11 protein-coding genes, 1 pseudogene and 1 riboswitch are annotated in these 15967 nt (G+C 63.4%); of the genes and pseudogenes, 6 read left to right on the top strand and 6 right to left on the bottom strand.

The features are described from left to right. A partial coding sequence (locus HP547_RS01815; protein WP_172285368.1) for an IS256 family transposase occupies nt 1-815 on the top strand: 815 nt, incomplete at its 5' end. A gap of 136 nt (nt 816-951) precedes the next feature. Here the strand turns inward: HP547_RS01815 and HP547_RS01810 are convergent. Continuing rightward, nucleotides 952-1848 (bottom strand): LysR substrate-binding domain-containing protein, encoded by an 897-nt coding sequence (locus HP547_RS01810; RefSeq protein WP_172285367.1) that lies wholly within the window; start codon nt 1846-1848, stop codon nt 952-954. A 128-nt stretch (nt 1849-1976) separates the two neighbouring features. Here HP547_RS01810 and HP547_RS29430 point away from each other — a divergent pair. Beyond that, nucleotides 1977-2585: pseudogene (locus tag HP547_RS29430) on the top strand (SDR family NAD(P)-dependent oxidoreductase); the annotation flags it as partial. Nucleotides 2586-2591: 6 nt separating this feature from the next. After that, nucleotides 2592-3701 (top strand): SMP-30/gluconolactonase/LRE family protein, encoded by a 1110-nt coding sequence (locus HP547_RS29425; protein ID WP_256676235.1) that lies wholly within the window; start codon nt 2592-2594, stop codon nt 3699-3701. On the opposite strand, the gene HP547_RS01800 is transcribed toward HP547_RS29425, so the two are convergent. The 5 genes from HP547_RS01800 to HP547_RS01780 all read right to left on the bottom strand — a co-directional run bounded on the left by HP547_RS01800 (nt 3691) and on the right by HP547_RS01780 (nt 12534). Continuing rightward, complete coding sequence (locus HP547_RS01800; RefSeq protein WP_172228767.1) at nt 3691-4698, bottom strand: site-specific integrase; 1008 nt, start codon at nt 4696-4698, stop codon at nt 3691-3693. The two genes, HP547_RS29425 and HP547_RS01800, sit on opposite strands and share 11 nt — an antisense overlap. Before the next feature lie 24 nt (nt 4699-4722). Continuing rightward, nucleotides 4723-5607, bottom strand: coding sequence for a phosphate/phosphite/phosphonate ABC transporter substrate-binding protein (locus HP547_RS01795; RefSeq protein ID WP_172285366.1), 885 nt, complete (start codon nt 5605-5607; stop codon nt 4723-4725). Then, nucleotides 5595-7922: an EAL domain-containing protein gene (locus HP547_RS01790; protein ID WP_172285365.1), complete on the bottom strand. Its 2328-nt coding sequence runs from the start codon at nt 7920-7922 to the stop codon at nt 5595-5597. Before HP547_RS01790 ends, HP547_RS01795 begins: the two co-directional genes overlap by 13 nt. Before the next feature lie 81 nt (nt 7923-8003). Further along, nucleotides 8004-8987: an SCO family protein gene (locus tag HP547_RS01785; protein WP_172285364.1), complete on the bottom strand. Its 984-nt coding sequence runs from the start codon at nt 8985-8987 to the stop codon at nt 8004-8006. A 145-nt stretch (nt 8988-9132) separates the two neighbouring features. After that, on the bottom strand, nt 9133-12534 hold the full coding sequence (locus tag HP547_RS01780; RefSeq protein WP_172285363.1) for an Ig-like domain-containing protein: 3402 nt from the start codon (nt 12532-12534) through the stop codon (nt 9133-9135). Between the two features lie 251 nt (nt 12535-12785). After that, nucleotides 12786-12900, top strand: a riboswitch (TPP riboswitch). 78 nt (nt 12901-12978) lie between these two features. Here HP547_RS01780 and HP547_RS01775 point away from each other — a divergent pair. The 3 genes from HP547_RS01775 (at nt 12979) to codA (ending at nt 15651) form a co-directional block, all read left to right on the top strand. Continuing rightward, on the top strand, nt 12979-13626 hold the full coding sequence (locus HP547_RS01775) for a TenA family protein (RefSeq protein WP_172232144.1): 648 nt from the start codon (nt 12979-12981) through the stop codon (nt 13624-13626). Further along, entirely contained in the window at nt 13623-14285 is a 663-nt protein-coding gene (tenA, locus tag HP547_RS01770) for a thiaminase II (RefSeq protein ID WP_172285362.1), read from the top strand. The genes HP547_RS01775 and tenA overlap by 4 nt, the downstream gene beginning before the upstream one ends. 124 nt (nt 14286-14409) lie before the next feature. Beyond that, nucleotides 14410-15651, top strand: a complete 1242-nt coding sequence (gene codA, locus HP547_RS01765) for a cytosine deaminase (RefSeq protein ID WP_172285361.1) — start codon at nt 14410-14412, stop codon at nt 15649-15651. Nucleotides 15652-15967: the final 316 nt, after the last annotated feature.

Genomic DNA, 15967 nt, shown 5'->3' with positions numbered 1-15967 from the left:
CCGACTTCATCAGTTCCGTGACCGACGAGGTCATGGAGGAGATTGGCGCGTGGCAACAGCGGCCTCTGGAGCCGATGTATCCGGTCATTTTCTTTGATGCTCTGCGGGTCAAAATTCGCGAAGAAGGCTTGGTTCGCAATAAAGCGATCTACTTGGCACTGGGCGTTTTGCCAGATGGAACGCGCGATATTCTTGGCATCTGGATTGAGAACACCGAAGGTGCGAAGTTCTGGATGAAGGTGTTCAATGACCTCAGGACGCGCGGCGTCGAGGATGTGCTGATTGCCGTAACCGACGGCCTCAAAGGCATGCCGGAAGCGCTCAGTGCAGTATTTCCGGAGACGACACTGCAGACCTGCATCGTCCACCTGATCCGCAACAGCCTCGCTTATGCGGCCTGGGACAAGCGTCGAGCCTTGGCCAAGGCTCTCAAACCGATCTATCAGGCCATCAACGCCCAGGCGGCTGAACAGGCACTGGATGAGTTTGAAAGCGGGCCTTGGGGCACGCAATATCCAACAGTGGTGACTGCCTGGCGACGGGCGTGGGATCGAGTGATTCCGTTCTTTGCTTTCCCACCGGCCATCCGGAAGGTGATCTACACCACCAATGCCATCGAGAGTATCAACGCTCAGCTACGCAAGATCATCAAAACCCGCGGTCACTTCCCGAACGACGACGCGGCGACCAAACTGATCTGGCTGGGGCTGCGCAACATCACAGCGAACTGGGGGGCAGCGGCGCATGACTGGAAAAGTGCGATGAATCAATTTGCGATTCTGTACGGAGATCGGTTCATCAGGCCAACCTGGTGAAATCAAGGCCTGCCGGGCGGCAGGCCATTACCGGCCCGCACACAAAAAACCTGACACTCCCGGCGCTACAAATGCAGCGGCAGGCACCTGTCAGCCCTGATGCGATCCCTGCTGGCCCAACCTGCCACCAATAACCTCAAGACTCTCCAAACATGGCAATAAAGTTGGCCAGCGCTGGCGATGCATTCTGCCCGCTCCATTTCATGTACAACCCAAGCCCTGGCACAGGCTGGTCACCGATAACCCGGATCGGCCGAAACTGCACACGTTCGCCAGGCGTGGAACTGGCAAACGAAGCCGGCACCAGTGCCACGCCAAACCCACAGGCCACCAAGCCAAGCAGCGTGTGAATCTGCGCAGCCTCCTGCACCACCTTGGGGTAAAAACCCGCCGCTTCGCACAACGCGATCAACTGCGCGTGATAGCCACCGCCAAGGTTTTGCGGGGTGAACACGAAATCCTCATCGGCAAACCCGCGCAGGTCCACGTCGTATTCCTGGGCCTTCGCATGACGGGCGGGCAACGCCATGACGATCTGCTCGTCAAGCAGCAGTCGCGACTCAAGGGTTCCGGCCGGCAGCGGCAACCTGCGCATGAAGCCGACATCTGCCTCGCCGGCCAGCAGCGCCTTGGCCTGCGAGGCCGACGGCATCTCGCGGATGGTCAGTTGCACGTTCGGGTAGGTCTCGCGGTAGCGGCGCAAACTGTTGAGCAGCGAGTCGTAGTAGGCGATGGAAATGGCAGTGATGGCGAGCTTGCCGCTGACCCCGGCAGACACATTGCGGGCGTACTCGATGCCCTGTTCCAACTCGGCCAACGTGCGGTAAGCCGTGTCGAGAAATGCCGTGCCGGCGGCGGTCAGGTGCACCCCGCGCTTGTTGCGCAGGAACAGCTTGAACCCGAGCTTTTCCTCAAGTCGACCAATCGCCTGGCTCAGTGGCGGTTGCGCCATGTGCAGGCGCTCGGCCGCCTTGTGAAAGTGCAGCTCTTCGGCCACGGCAATGAACTGCCGCAGCAAACGTGTCTCGATCATCCAGCATTCCTTCAGTACAGCTGACCCGGCGGTGATATCTTTCAGATATCAAACTTGCATGCTTTTAATATTAAGCCATTGATTTTTTTGTTGATATCTTAAAAAGGAGATTTGAAGTTACCCAGCAAATGCCCGTTACAGACCCTTTCCACGACAAAGTTGCGGTGATCACCGGCGCTGCACAGGGCCTGGGCTTGTCCTATGCCATGGCACTGGCCGAACGGGGCGCTAGGGTGGTGATCAGTGACCTGGGCACCGATCGTTCCGGGCAGGGGCAGGATACCTGGGCCCTGGATCACGCGCTGGCGGCCATGCGGGCCAAGGGCTTCGCGGTTGTCGGTCACACCGGCCGGCTGGAAAACGAAGACGCATGCAAACAACTGGTCGAGCTGGCCATCGAGCATTTCGGTGCACTGGATATCCTGATCCATAACGCCGGCTGGGTCGATTACCAGCGCATCGAGGCGCAGGATGACGCTTTTCTGCAGCGCGCGCTGGGCATCAACGTACAGGCACCCGTGTGGCTGGCCAAGCATGCCTGGGCCCACCTGAAGCGTTCCACGGCCCCGCGCGTGGTGCTGACCACCTCGGACCGTGCCATGTACCAGCGCTATGCGCAGCCCGGCCTGGTGGCCTACGCTGCCGGCAAGATGGCCCAGGTCGGCATCATGAATGCCCTGAGCATGGAGGGCCAGGAGCACGGCATCCTGGTCAATGCCATTTCACCCGTGGCCAAGACTCGCATGTGGGGCATTACCCAACCCCCGGAGGAGCTGAAACCCGAGTGGGTCACGCCCGGGGTGCTGTACCTGGCCAGCGCGCTGTGCCATGACACCGGCTACATCCTGCGCGCCAGCAATGGCCAGTTCACCGCCACACGCTTCAACGAGAACAGCGGCGTCAGCTACCCTCGGGACCTCGGCCGTGTGCAGGCGGGCAACCTGGCCGAGGTGGCCGAACGCTGGAACCGCATCAAGGAATGCAACTATGTGCCAGTCAAGGTCGCCAATACCCGCGCCGACCTGGGCGAAAGCCTGGTGTGGGACGAGCACAGCAGCACTTTGTACTTCGTTGATATTTCTGGCGGGCGGATCAACCGGTTGGCGGCCGACGGCGAAGTCGAGAGCCTGTACGAGTCCGCCGCACGCATCGGCGCCCTGGCGTTGACCGACCACGGCAACCTGATTTTCACCGAGGATGCCAGCGTGGGCATCTTCAATGTGCCGTCGCGCACGGTGAGCCAGCATTCGGCGGCGGTGCATCCCCGCCCGACCTACCGTTTCAACGATGGCGCATGCGACCCGCAAGGGCGTTTCGTGACTGGCTTGATGGACGAAACCCCCAGCGGCAAAAGCGGGGCGTTGTTTCGCTTTGACGGGCAGTTGTGCGATCAGGTGATCCACGACGACATGGCGTTGCCCACCGGTATTGCCTGGTCGCAGGACGGCCGCACGGTGTACTTCGTCGATTCGGCGGCGCGCGCAATCTATTGCGCCGACTACCTGGCCGAAGGGCGGCTGGGCGCCGTCACGCTGTTTGCCGAAACCCCTGCCGAGCTGGGGCGCCCGGACGGGCTCGCCCTGGATCGCGAAGGCGGCCTGTGGGTGTGCCAGTACCATGGCAGTTGCCTGCTGCGCTATGACCGCCAAGGCCACCTGACCGACCAGGTGCTGATGCCGGTGCCATGCCCCACCAGTTGCTGCTTCGGCGGCCCGGGGCTTAATACCTTGTACATCAGCACCGCGCGCTACGACATGAGTGCCGAAGACCTGCACCATTATCCGGACGCCGGCGACCTCTACGCTATCCGCCCGGAAATCGGCGGCGTCGCCCGACACTGCTTCAAGGAATAAGCACCTGGGCCTGACTGGCCGGTAACACGGCCAGTTCACCAAAGCGTTGCGCCGAATCGATATAGCGCAGCGCAGACTTTGCGTCTTTCCAGCCCACATAGCTCATCAGCGACTTCAATTCCCACCCATTGGCCGTGGCCCAGGTGGCAAAGCCACGGCGCAGCGAGTGGCCGGTGTACAGCGCTGCCGGCACCCCGGCGCGCTCCAGCATGCGCCGCAGCAGGCCGACCAGGCTGTTGCTGTTGAGTGCGCTGTCGCCGAGGTTGCCCCAGCGGTCTAGCTTGCGGAACACCGGCCCGTGGGCAATGCCGGCGACCTCCAGCCACTGCAGGTAGGCAGTGACCGGGCACAGGGCCTTGAGGGCAGGGGTGCGGTGCTGCACGCCCAGGGCCTCGCGGTCACCCTTGCTGCGTGGCAGGAACAGGGTGATGCCGACACCCGCTTCGGCCTGGATGTGTTCGATGCGCAGACGCGCCAGTTCATCGCCGCGAAAACCGCGCCAGAAGCCCAGCAACAGCAGCGCACTGTCGCGACGGGCGCGGCGCAGGGCGGCCAGGTCGTGATGCTCACGGGCCTCACGGGCTTCCTCTTCAAAGCAGGCCACGGCGGTTTGCAGGTGCTGCAGCAACAGCGGGGCTGCCTGTTTTGGCGGTGTCGGGTGCAGGGTGCGGATGCCACGCAGCACCTGACGCACCAGCGGCGCCTTGGTCGGATCGGGAAAGCCCTGGGCGACGTGCCATTGGCTGAGCGCGGCCAGGCGCTGGCGCAGGGTGCTGACGGCATGCTGGTCAGCGTGGTCGGCCAGGTAGCGGGCAATGCTTTCAGCGGTGGCCGGAAGGAAGCCGCCCCAGTGGGTTTCGAAGTGTTCGATGGCAGCCTGGTAGCTGCGCCGGGTATTGTCACGGGTGGCGGCGCGCAGGTAGCGCTCGATATCGGTCATGGTGCGGGTGTCGGTGGGTGATGGGCACACCATACCCGGTATCAGGGCGCAATGCATGCCAACGGGGTCGCGCAGGCAGGCTCAGGGCCGCAGCGCTGTGTCCATCATCTGCTGCAGCGGCGCATAGTCCGCCTGGCTGACCGGGACCAGGCCGCTGGCATCCTGCGAAGCAACGAACGCCGCCAGCGCCTGCGGGTCATCGAGCATGGCACTGCGAATACGGCTTCTCAGCGCCGGACACAGGCTGGCACTGAACACATACGGGTCGTAGTAGATTGGCCGTGACCGCCATTGTGCCTTGAGCTGCGCCGGTGCAATGGCGTGCTGGGCGAGGTACGCGTCGGTGCGCTCGCTGGCGACGAACGCGGCATCGACCCGGCCTTCCAGCAAGGCTTGCAGTGCATTGTCGTGGTTGCCGGCATACACCAGCGCACCAAAAAACTGCGACAGTGGCATGCCCACCCGTTCGGCGAACTCGACGCTGGGCACCAGGCTGCCGGAAGTGCTGGCCGGGTCGGTCAGCGCCACACGCTTGCCGCGCAGCGCCTCGATGCCATCAGGGCTTGCACCCCGGGTCAGCAGCAGCGCCTGGTAATGATTGCCCGCCGGGGTGTAGGGGCCAGCGCTCAAGGTGAGGGTGGCAAACGGCTCGATGCGCGGATCGCGGCGGTGGGCCAGCACGTACGAGGCGGGGCCGAGGCGGGCGATGTCCGCTCCACCCGAGACGATGGCATCGACCACGCTTTCGTAGGAGCTCGCGATCACCAGCTCCACTGGCACCCCCGCCGCCACGCTCAGGCGCTGCAGCAGCGACTGATGCTCGCGGATCATCTGTTCGGCGCTTTTGATCGGGATCACCACCAGGCGCAGGCTGCGTGGCGTACAGTCCGCCGGCGCAGCATTGCCAGGGGGGATGCCGAGCAGGTTGACCAGCAGCAACCCGGCCAGGGTTTTCAATACGCGCATGCCTTGTCCTCGACGCCGTTGAAAGGCGGGTATTCGCGCAACTGCGCCAGCGACAGCGGCCGGCTGAAGTGGTAGCCCTGGGCAATATCGCAGCCCGCCAGTTTCAGGCACACCACCTGTTCACGGGTTTCCACGCCCTCGGCCACCACTTCCAGCCCCAGGCGCTTGGCCAGGATGATGGTGGAGGACACGATCGGGCTGTCGTCATGGCTGTTGGACAGCGGCGCGATCAGCGAGCGGTCGATCTTCAGCTTGCTCAGTGGCAGTGAGTGCAGGTGGGCGAAGCCTGCGTAGCCGCGGCCAAAATCGTCCAGGCTGATACCCAGGCCGGCGTTGCGCAAGGTATGCAGGTGCGTCACTGCCGTGCCTTCGGCGTCAAGGATAGTGGTTTCGGTGATTTCCAGCTCCAGCCGATGGGGCGCGAGGCCATGCTGCAGCAACTTGCGCAGTAGCCGCGCGGCGAAGTCGGCCTGGCGCAGCTGCAGGGCGGAAACATTCACTGCCAGCCGCGTCTCCCGGCCCTGGGCATCCCAGCTGGACAACGCCTCACAGGCCAGGCGCAACACCTCCCAGCCCAGCTCGACAATGAAGCCGCTGCGTTCGGCCAGGTCGATGAAACGGTCCGGGTACAGCAGCCCGAATTCGGGGTGGTCCCAACGCACAAGCGCTTCGTAGCCCAGCACTTGCTGAGTATCCAGGCGTATCTGCGGCTGGTAGTGCAGCACGAACTGGCGCTCGGCCAAGGCGCTGCCAAAGGCCTGCTCCAGGGTGAACGCCTGAATGTCAGCCAGGTTCAGCGAGGGGTCGAAGAAGCGATACTGCGCGCGCCCGGCCTGCTTGGCCGAGTACATGGCGGCATCGGCGGTACGGATCAGGCTGTCGATGTCCTGGCCATCGCGCGGGCAGATGCTTACGCCCACACTGGGGCTGGTGTTGACCTCCTTGCCGTCCAGGGCGTAGGTGGCCGACAGCTTCTGGACCAGTTCACGAACCCAGCCATTGATCTGTTCTTCACTGCGCTCGCCGGCAAGCAACACCACGAACTCGTCGCCGCCAAAGCGCGAAGCCTCGTCGCCAGGCTCCAGCAGGCGCTGGATACGCCCGGCCACGGCCTGCAGCAGCAAGTCGCCGATCTTGTGCCCAAGCGAGTCGTTGATCGACTTGAAGCGGTCCATGTCGATGAACAGGATCGCCATCAGCCGGCGCTTGCCGCGCTGCCTGGTCAGCGCCAGGCCGGCCACTTCGACGAACTGGCGGCGGTTGTGCAGGCCGCTGAGGTGGTCGGTGGCGGCGGCGTGGCTGCTGCGCCGGTGTTCGTCCTCCAGGCGGCCGATCAATTGCTGGTTGACCTGCTGGGCATGTTCCAGCGCGCTGAAGGCCTCCTGGCGCTTGCGCAACAGGCGCAAGGTCCACAGCAGGCTGGCGAGGATCATCAGGGTCATGCTGAGGTTCAGCCAGAACTGCCGGGAATAGGCCAGGGTCGAGGCCGCCAGGATTTCATCCTGGCGCTGGCTGACCACCACGCTGAAGCCCCGTTCAGGGACGCGCCGGTACAGGCTCTGGTACGCCTCGCCAGCTGCGTATTGGGCCAGCAAGCCCGCTTCGTTGCCGCTGTTCGGTAGCTCGGGCTGCAGCGTATCGCCCGCCACCACCACGCCACTGGTGTCGATGCGCAACCGCTCCAGGCCGTCATCCTGCAGCAGCCGTACCAGGCCACTGCTGCCCAGGTCGATGTGCTGGAACAGCACCGCCAGGTAGCCGATGTCCAGCTGGACCACCAGGATATGGTCGATTTCGCGTCCGGTCAGGTCGGTCAGTGGCAGCACAAAGGGCAGGCGCCAGTCAGGCAGGGCGGCTGGCGGGCGGGCGGCTTGAACGCTGGGCAGGAAAGGTTTGAAACCATAGCGGGCAATGTGTTGCTGCAACTGCCGCAACCAGTCTTCGGGCAGCCCGCGGGCCTCGTCGGCATGGCTTGCCGACAGCAGCCGGCCTTGCCGGTCGTACAGGCTCATGCGCTTGAACACCGGGTCTTCGGCGAGTATCCGCGCCAGGCTGAAGTTGCCCTGGCGCAGCATCTTCATGTCGTCCTGGGTGACCCGGCCCACGGCCTGGGCGCGGTCGACAAGCTGGCGCAGGCTTTCGCCGACGATACTGGCCAGGTTCAGGTGCTCGGCGGCCTTGGCCGACAGCGCATCTTGCCGAGCGGCAGCTTTTTGCGTGACGTGCAGCCCCCAGAGGAAGGCCAGGGTCGCTGCACAGAGCATCAGGATCAGCAGCCGCAGAAGGCTGGCGGAGGAAAGCGAACGGCGAATCACTGCTGATAGTTCCCGACCCTGGGTGATGTTTGAAAAATACGACAGTCAGATGACAGCCTAATGACTAGTGGCCAATAGCCTCTAAGGTTTTCCCCGGTCAGCTACTGGTGTCTGCAAGCGCGCGGTTTCTTCCTCGATATAACTCATCAACGCGCTGACCTCGGCATCGCCCAGGCGCATGTTGGGCATGGCCAGGCGGTTGTACTGCTCATACAGCAGCATGGCCAAGGGGTCTTTTTCGGCCAGCATCTGGTCGGGCTCTTTCAGCCAGCGGGTCAGCCAGTTGGCATCACGCTGGCGGGTCACGCCCAACAGGTCGGGGCCGATACCGGGTTGCCCGGGTTCGCTGCGGCCCAGGGTGTGGCAGGACGAGCAGCGTGTGCGGAAGATCTGCTCGCCACTGCTGGGCGGGCGTATCACGGGGGCCTGGGCATAGTCGTTGTGCATGGCGCTGGCCTGCTTCCAGTTGTGCAGGCTGTTGCCCAGGCGGTCGGCGAGGATGTACGGGCTCTCGAAGGGCGAGGCCTTCATCCAGCGGCCGGTGGCCTGGTTGCCGATGATCAGGCTCAGGTTGTGGTCCTTGGAACGGCCGTTTTCCAGGCCGTCGATCCACAGCCCAAGGCTGCGGCGCAATTTTTCGATATCGTCGGGTTCACCGGTGAGCAGCGTCCAGCCCGGGCCAATGCCGAACTTTTCGGCGTAGCGCTTGAGGGTGGCGGGAGTGTCGTTGTAGGGGTCGATGCTGATGGAATAGAGGAAGATGTCCTTGCCGATGCGGTCCCCCAGTATTTTCTGCACCTGCCGCAGGCGGGCGGTTTCCACCGGGCAGGAATCGGTGCAGCCAGTGAAGATGAAGTTGATGGCCACCACCTTGTCCTTGATCAGGTCGTCGAAGAAATGCACCTTTTCGCCGTCCTGGGTCAGCAGCGGGATGTTGGGGAAGTAGTCCGCTCCCCAGGGGGTGGCGGCTTCGTCGGCCACCGGTTGTTGCGGCTGCAATGGCCAGAATGGAAGGCTGGCGGCGAACAGCGCGAGCACCAGCAGGAAACGCCATGTGCCGGGCATGATGCGGTCCTCTTTGTGGGGATGCTGCACACAATCTTTGCAGGAGCAGCCTTGTGCTGCGAAGCGGCCATTACAGACGTGGCGGCTGCCTGCACCGGCCTCTTCGCAGCACAAGGCTGCTCCTACAGTCGTTACCATTGCCCAGCTATTTGATGCTGATCGGCACTGTCACGCTCTGGCCCAGGGTCGACTTCACGGTCACCGTTGCCGGCGTGGCCGGGCCGTTGCCGGTGGTGGTTACCGACAAGCGCCAGCGGGCACCGCTGGTGGCGGCGGTGAGTGTGGCCGTGCCCAGGTTCAGCGGCCCGGCGGTGGTTGCAGCGGTCACGCTGATGCTGTTGCCAGTGGCCACCGAGGTGGTACCGGCCAGGTCCCAGGTGTAGCGGTTGCCACTGCGTACCTGCACCGTGGCACTGGTGACCTGGATCTGGTCGACTGGCGCCGCCGGGTTCACCACGATGCTGACCGTGGCGGGCGCTACCGACTCGGCACCCTTGGCATCACGCGCCGTGTAGTTGAAGCTGGCGGTGAACGGTGTGCCTACCGTGGCCGGTGGGGTGTAGGTCACGGTAGTCCCGTCGGTGCTGGTGGTGCCCTGGCCAGAGTCCGGCTGGCTGAGGCCAGTGACGGTCAACGGCAGGTTGCCTTCCGGGTCGGTGTCGTTGGCCAGCACATTCAGGCTGACGGCCTTGCCTGCGGTAGTGGCGGCACTGTCGTTGTTGGCGACCGGTGGCTTGTTGGCCGAACTATCGTCATCGCCATCATCATTACCTTTGGTACGGAAGGTTGGCAGGCCCACCGAAGCCATGTATTCCACCCCGTCCCAGCCCGGCAGCGGGGTCGGCATCACCTGGAACTGGCCCGGATGCTCGAGGTCCCAGCGCAGCAGCATCGACGAGTCCTCGTGCTGGGTGTTGTGGCAGTGCTCCATGTAGGTGCCAGCGAACTCGCGGAAGCGGATGGCCATTTCCACTTCTTCCGACGAATCGGTATCCGGGCCGATGCGATACACATCCTTGCGCGCCCATTTTTCCCACTCTGGCGGCGCCTTGCCGTCGCGGCTCAGGATCACGCCTTCCTCGAAGTGCACATGCACCGGGTGGCTCCAGCCGTTGCCGCCGTTCTTGATTTTCCACACCTCCAAGGTCCCGTCGCCGCTGAACCCGGCATCGGTGGACTGGTTGGCCAGTTGCGGTGCTGCACTGATGCGGCGTGGGTCCATGCTGTAGCCGAAACCACCGTCGGTCTTGATCGTCCACGGGGTGGTGTCGGTGCCGTCCGAGCGGCCGAAGATGAACTCGCGGTGGCGGGCATCCTTGATCTTGGCCTGGTCGGTTGCCGAGTTGCGGTCGATTGGCAGCGGCAGCATTTTCAAGCCTTCAGCCTTGCCCGGTTTGGCCGGTTCGTAGGCCACCGGGTCCATGCTCAGGTCCTGACCGGCGTACGGCTGTACCAGCAGTTGCAGGAACTTGCCGACTGCAGGGTCGCCGTTGTCCCACTGCGGGCCGTTGCTGGTCTGCTTGATCACTGCCTTGTATTTTCCCGACAGCACATCGGCCAGCGAAATAGTGCCTTCCGGGCCCTTGCCGGTGCGGTGCTCCTCAAGGTTGATGAAGTACAGCTTGTCGCCGGCCTTGATGCCGTTCTTGGCGAAGTTGATGATGATGTCGTAGCGTTCGGCGATGCCTTGCAGCGGCAATATACCGTTGTTGTCCTGCAGGTTACCGTCGGCATTCAGGTCCATGGTGCCGTCGAACGGCACGGCGTGTTCCATGATGTTGCCGTCGTTGGCGATCATGTGGAACGGCACTCGCGCATACGACACGTTGGAGCCGGACGGGCCTTTGAACTCACCGCTGGTGCCCGCAATTTCACGTACCACGGCAAACTTGAAGTAGCGCGACACCGAGCCGTTGAGGATGCGGAAGCGGTAGCTGCGCGCACGCACCTTGAGCTTGGGCTGGTATTGCCAGTTGACCAGGATCTGGTCACCCAGGAAGCCATCGGTGTTGAACGGGTTGAACCACAGCTGGCCGTTGGCATCCCAGGCCTTGTCGGCGATCACCAGGTTCACGTCGTAGTCGCGGTTCCCCCATGGCATGCCCGAGCCGCTGGGGAAGCGCAGGTTGACGCCATCCTGCAACGCCTCGTTGCCGCGGTCCAGGGCGCTGTAGTAGTTCATCATCACGGCGTTGCCCTTGTAGACGTTCTGCGCCGTGAAATCCATCATATGGTCGTGGAACCAGTGGGTGCTCATGGTTTCACGCCAGTCGCCACGAATCTTTATGCTGCCGTTCTGGCAGGTTTTCAGGCCTGGCGAGTCATCGTTGACGAACAGCGTTTCACCTGGCGCGCAGGGGAACGCCGCACGCGGGTCCTGGGCACGCGTGTTGATGGTGTCGTAGCCGGCCAGCTGCACGGGCCAGCGGTAGTCGTAGTACTGACCGGGGAAGAAGTAGGCGTTGGCGAAGCCGTCGCTTTCAGCCGGTGAGTGGCCGTTGTGCTCGTGGGTCGAAATGGTATGCAGGCCAAAGCCCCCGTTGGCCGAGGGGTCGATCGGCAGGGCGTTGTAGTGGCGCATCAGGATTGGCTGGCCGTAGCGCACCATCAGCAGCTTGGGCGGGAAGGTGCCGTCGAACGTCCACAGTGACTTGTGGTTCTGCAGTGGGAAGTTGGGGTGGAATCGGGTATCGATGCCTTTGGTGGTACCCAGCGTGGTCGGGATATCGGACGTCTGGTAGTACAGCCCGCCCGGCGCGAACTCACCGGCAGCATAGTTGTGCAGCTGCTTGCGATCGCGCAGGCCCAGGTTTATCCGCGCCCCGGCCTGGGCGGTCTTGAACGCCGCCTGCGGGTAGAACTCGTTCCAGCGCTGGTGCGACCAGCCTTTTCCTGGTGGCCGGCCTTCTGCCGGCGAACCCACCGGGTGGCGGTTGAGGAACATTTCGATCTGCGCCTTCCACGGGTTGCGGTCCAGCACGTTGGCGTACTGGGTGGGGAAGGGGTACAGGCCTGGCTGCTTGAGGAATGCTTCCAGCGCGGTGCCGCTGGGGCCGCTGCGGGCCACCACGTTGGGGTCCTGTGCAGGGGCGGCGCCGAGCGTGGGGACCGGGAATGTCAGGTCGGGCGGAGGCAGTGCCGGGTCGAGTTTTTCCGGCCCGAATTCTTCAAACAGCAGCAATTGCTGGGTGAAGGGTTGGGCGCCGAACAACGGGCTGGGCTTGCCGTTGGTAGGGTACCGGTCCGAGGTTTGCAGCGCGGGAGGCAGCACGTTGTCTATACGCACCGTCGAACGGTCGCCATACACGCCATCAGTGAGTTCCAGCGAGCCCTCGTTGGCTTCTTTCAAGGTATTGAGGTTTAGCAGAGCCGGCGTGGGGTCGTCGGGCTGATCAGAGTAATAGGACGGATCGGTCGGTGGTGGCTGGCTATTGTCATCCAGCGGCGAGGCCACTGCTGTGATCAGTCCGAGGCTGAGCATCAGCGCTGTGACGGTAGATAGCTGGAATGCATGCCTGGCAGGGTGGATCATGGCAGGTGTTTTCATTGCCTTGTGCCTCGCTCACGGCTATATGGCTGGGAGCCATCAATGGCGTTTTGCCTGGTTCAAGGGCCTGAGCAATGGTTGTGCCAACAGATATTTCTGTAATGCTTTGTTAAACAAATCCTTGCGGCGCCTGAGGCGCGCTAAATAACCGCGCGTCAATAATGGGGATAAGTCCCCAGTAGCGGGGCACCGGTTGCCCACGTTTTGGGGAGTGGGGGGAGTGACAGCCGGGGCGCCCTGGGGTATACCTGAACGCCACCAAGGGGAGCCCGGCAACGGGCTGAGAAACCGCTGAGCTCTGCAGCGCGGTGACCCTTCGAACCTGATCCGGATCATGCCGGCGAAGGGATGGGATTCGAAACCTGCCTTTTTGCCGGCCTCACTGCGGGGCCTGTCCATGCCAACTTCCAAGGTCTCGCTGTCACCCCCTTCAAGGACAGCAACATGACCGAACGCTTCAGCCAGTTCCTGCGCCGCCAGAGCGAGCCGACCTGGTCGGCGGCCGTTGGCCACCGTTTCGTGACCCAATTGTGCGACGGCAGCCTGCCTGACCCGATCATGGTCGACTACCTGGTGCAGGATCACCGCTTCCTCGACAGCTTCCTGGCCTTGCTGGGCGCGGCCATCGCCAGCACCGACAGCTTCGAGGCGCGCCTGCGCTTCGGGCGCTTTGCCGGAATGATCAGCAGCGACGAGAACACCTACTTCCTGCGCGCCTTCGAGGCCCTCGACGTCAGCCCTGCACAACGCAGCGAGCCGGCCGATAGCGCGCCAACGGCGGGCTTCAAGGCAATCATGCGCGAAGCGGCGGCGACCCGCTCCTACGCGGCGGCGCTGGCCGTGCTCAACGTTGCCGAAGGCCTGTACCTGGACTGGGCGCTGAAAGCGCCGAAACCCATGCCGGCCAATTTCGTCCATGCCGAGTGGATCACCTTGCACGACAACCCGGCGTTTCAGGCGTTCGTCGCCTTCCTGCAAAGCGAGCTGGACCGCGTCGGCCCGCAGGAGGCGGCACTGGCGAGTGACTTCTACCAGCGCACCGTGGCGCTGGAGCTGGCCTTCTTCGACGCCGTGTACCCGGAGGTCAAATGAGCATGGACATCTTCCAGCGCCTGAAGACGGCTGCCGAGCCCCAGTGGCACAGCTATGTCGACCATGATTTCGTGCGGCAGATGGGCGAGGGCACACTGAGTGAGGCGGCGTTTCGGACGTACCTGGTGCAGGACTACCTGTTCCTTGTCCAGTTCGCCCGCGCCTGGGCCCTGGCTGCCTACAAAAGTCGCCGCCCGGCCGACATCCGCGCGGCACAGGCGGGGCTGGCGGCGATTCTGGATGAAACCGAGCTGCACTTGCGCCTGTGCGCGCGCTGGGGGCTGACCCAGGCCGACATCGAGGCGGCACCCGAGCACCAGGCCACCGTGGCCTATACCCGTTATGTGCTGGACTGCGGTGCAGCGGGCGACTTGCTGGAGCTGCACGTGGCACTGGCGCCGTGCGTGATCGGTTATGCCGAGATCGGCCGGGCCCTGGCAGAGCAGATCGGCGACTTGAGCAACCACCCGTACCGCGAGTGGATTGGCGAGTATGCCGGGGACGGTTATCAGGGCGTGGCAGCGGCAGCGCGCAAGCACCTGGATGAGCTGGCGGCGCGGAGCATGACCGAGCAGCGGTTTGGCGAACTGGTCGGTATTTTTGGCCAGGCGTCGAGCCTTGAGGCTGATTTCTGGCAGATGGGGTTGGATGGGGGGTGATTGGGGGCTGAGAGGTGTTTGCCCCAGGATTTTCAGCGCCTGTCAGCCCTGATGCAAATCTCCCAAATCAAAGGGCTCGAACCGCTATGATGTGTGAGCAATGCAAAGCCCAAGGAGATCCTCGATGAACATCCTCAACGCCCGACTGCGCGGCAAACCCGGCCTGTTCCGCATCGAACTGAACGCCGAGCGCGTCGCCGCCATCGTGCCCCAGCCCGAGCCGGTGACACCACGCGCCGCCGATGACCTGGACGCTGGGCAAAACCTGGTGGTGGCGCCTTTCATCGAACCGCATATCCACCTGGACGCCACGCTTACTGCCGGCGAACCAAGGTGGAACATGAGCGGCACCCTGTTCGAAGGCATCGAATGCTGGGCCGAGCGCAAGGCAATCACCACCCACGATGACATCAAGACCCGCGCGAAAAAAACCATCGGCATGCTCGTGGACCACGGCATCCAGCATGTGCGCACGCATGTCGATGTCACCGACCCCGCGCTCACCGCGCTCAAGGCCATGGTCGAGGTGCGTGACGAAGTGCGCGAGCTTGTCGACCTGCAGATCGTTGCCTTCCCGCAGGAGGGTATCGAGTCGTATGCCAACGGCCGGGCGCTGATGACCGAAGCGGTGGCGATTGGCGCCGACGTCGTCGGTGGTATTCCGCATTTCGAAAACACCCGCGACCAGGGCGTGTCGTCGGTGAAGTTCCTGATGGACCTGGCCGAGCGCAGCGGCTGCCTGGTGGATGTGCACTGCGACGAAACCGACGACCCGCAATCGCGATTTCTCGAAGTGCTGGCCGAAGAAGCCCGGGTACGCGACATGGGCAGCAGGGTAACGGCCAGCCATACCGTGGCCATGGGCTCGTATGACAATGCCTACTGCTACAAGCTGTTCCGCCTGCTCAAGCTGTCGGGCATCAACTTCGTGTCGTGCCCGACCGAGAGCATTCACCTGCAAGGGCGCTTCGACAACTACCCTAAACGACGCGGTGTCACCCGCGTGGCCGAGATCGATCGTGCCGGCATGAACGTGTGCTTTGGTCAGGACTCCATCGTCGACCCGTGGTACCCGCTGGGCAACGGCAACATCCTGCGCATACTCGAGGCTGGGCTGCATATCTGCCACATGCTCGGCTACGACGACCTGCAGCGCTGCCTGGATCTGATTACCGACAACAGCGCCCGCACCCTGAACCTGGGCGAGCGCTACGGCATCGAGGTCGGGCGGCCGGCGAACCTGTTGCTGCTGTCGGCCCCAGACGATTACGAGATGGTGCGCAGCCAGGGGCATGCGCTGGTGTCGGTGCGCCATGGCAAGGTACTGATGCGGCGCACCCCGGCGCAGGTGCAACGGTTGCTCTAAAGTTGGCAGGGCACAGCTGAATGCCAGTCAGTTAAGCAATTGGGGCCGCTCGGCGGCCCATCGCCGGCAAGCCAGGCTCCCACAAGTACGGCGCATGGCTTGAATGCGATGCGGTCGGATGGAGCAGGCATCCAGCAAGCTTGGCTCCCACAGGTACGGCGCATGGTTTGAATGCGATGCGGTCGGATGGAGAAGGCATCCAGCAAGCTTGGCTCCCACAGGTACGGCGCATGGTTTGAATGCGATGCGGTCGGATGGAGCAGGCATCCAGCAAGCTTGGCTCCCACAGGTACGACGCATGGTTTGAATGCGATGC

It is taken from the genome of Pseudomonas sp. CM27 (assembly GCF_013179515.1).
In the GTDB taxonomy this organism is placed as follows: domain Bacteria; phylum Pseudomonadota; class Gammaproteobacteria; order Pseudomonadales; family Pseudomonadaceae; genus Aquipseudomonas.
Note: the sequence above shows the minus strand (reverse complement) of the source record. Positions and strands in the feature narration are given on the sequence as shown.

What these genes read in the sequence shown, in the direction of transcription:
- HP547_RS01795 (WP_172285366.1), bottom strand. Translation starts at nt 5,607, where the DNA reads ATGCGCGTATTGAAAACCCTGGCCGGGTTGCTGCTGGTCAACCTGCTC.
- HP547_RS01775 (WP_172232144.1), top strand. Translation starts at nt 12,979, where the DNA reads ATGACCGAACGCTTCAGCCAGTTCCTGCGCCGCCAGAGCGAGCCGACC.
- tenA (WP_172285362.1), top strand. Translation starts at nt 13,623, where the DNA reads ATGAGCATGGACATCTTCCAGCGCCTGAAGACGGCTGCCGAGCCCCAG.
- HP547_RS01800 (WP_172228767.1), bottom strand. Translation starts at nt 4,698, where the DNA reads ATGCATTGCGCCCTGATACCGGGTATGGTGTGCCCATCACCCACCGAC.
- HP547_RS01810 (WP_172285367.1), bottom strand. Translation starts at nt 1,848, where the DNA reads ATGATCGAGACACGTTTGCTGCGGCAGTTCATTGCCGTGGCCGAAGAG.
- codA (WP_172285361.1), top strand. Translation starts at nt 14,410, where the DNA reads ATGAACATCCTCAACGCCCGACTGCGCGGCAAACCCGGCCTGTTCCGC.
- HP547_RS01785 (WP_172285364.1), bottom strand. Translation starts at nt 8,987, where the DNA reads ATGCCCGGCACATGGCGTTTCCTGCTGGTGCTCGCGCTGTTCGCCGCC.
- HP547_RS29425 (WP_256676235.1), top strand. Translation starts at nt 2,592, where the DNA reads ATGTGGGGCATTACCCAACCCCCGGAGGAGCTGAAACCCGAGTGGGTC.
- HP547_RS01780 (WP_172285363.1), bottom strand. Translation starts at nt 12,534, where the DNA reads ATGAAAACACCTGCCATGATCCACCCTGCCAGGCATGCATTCCAGCTA.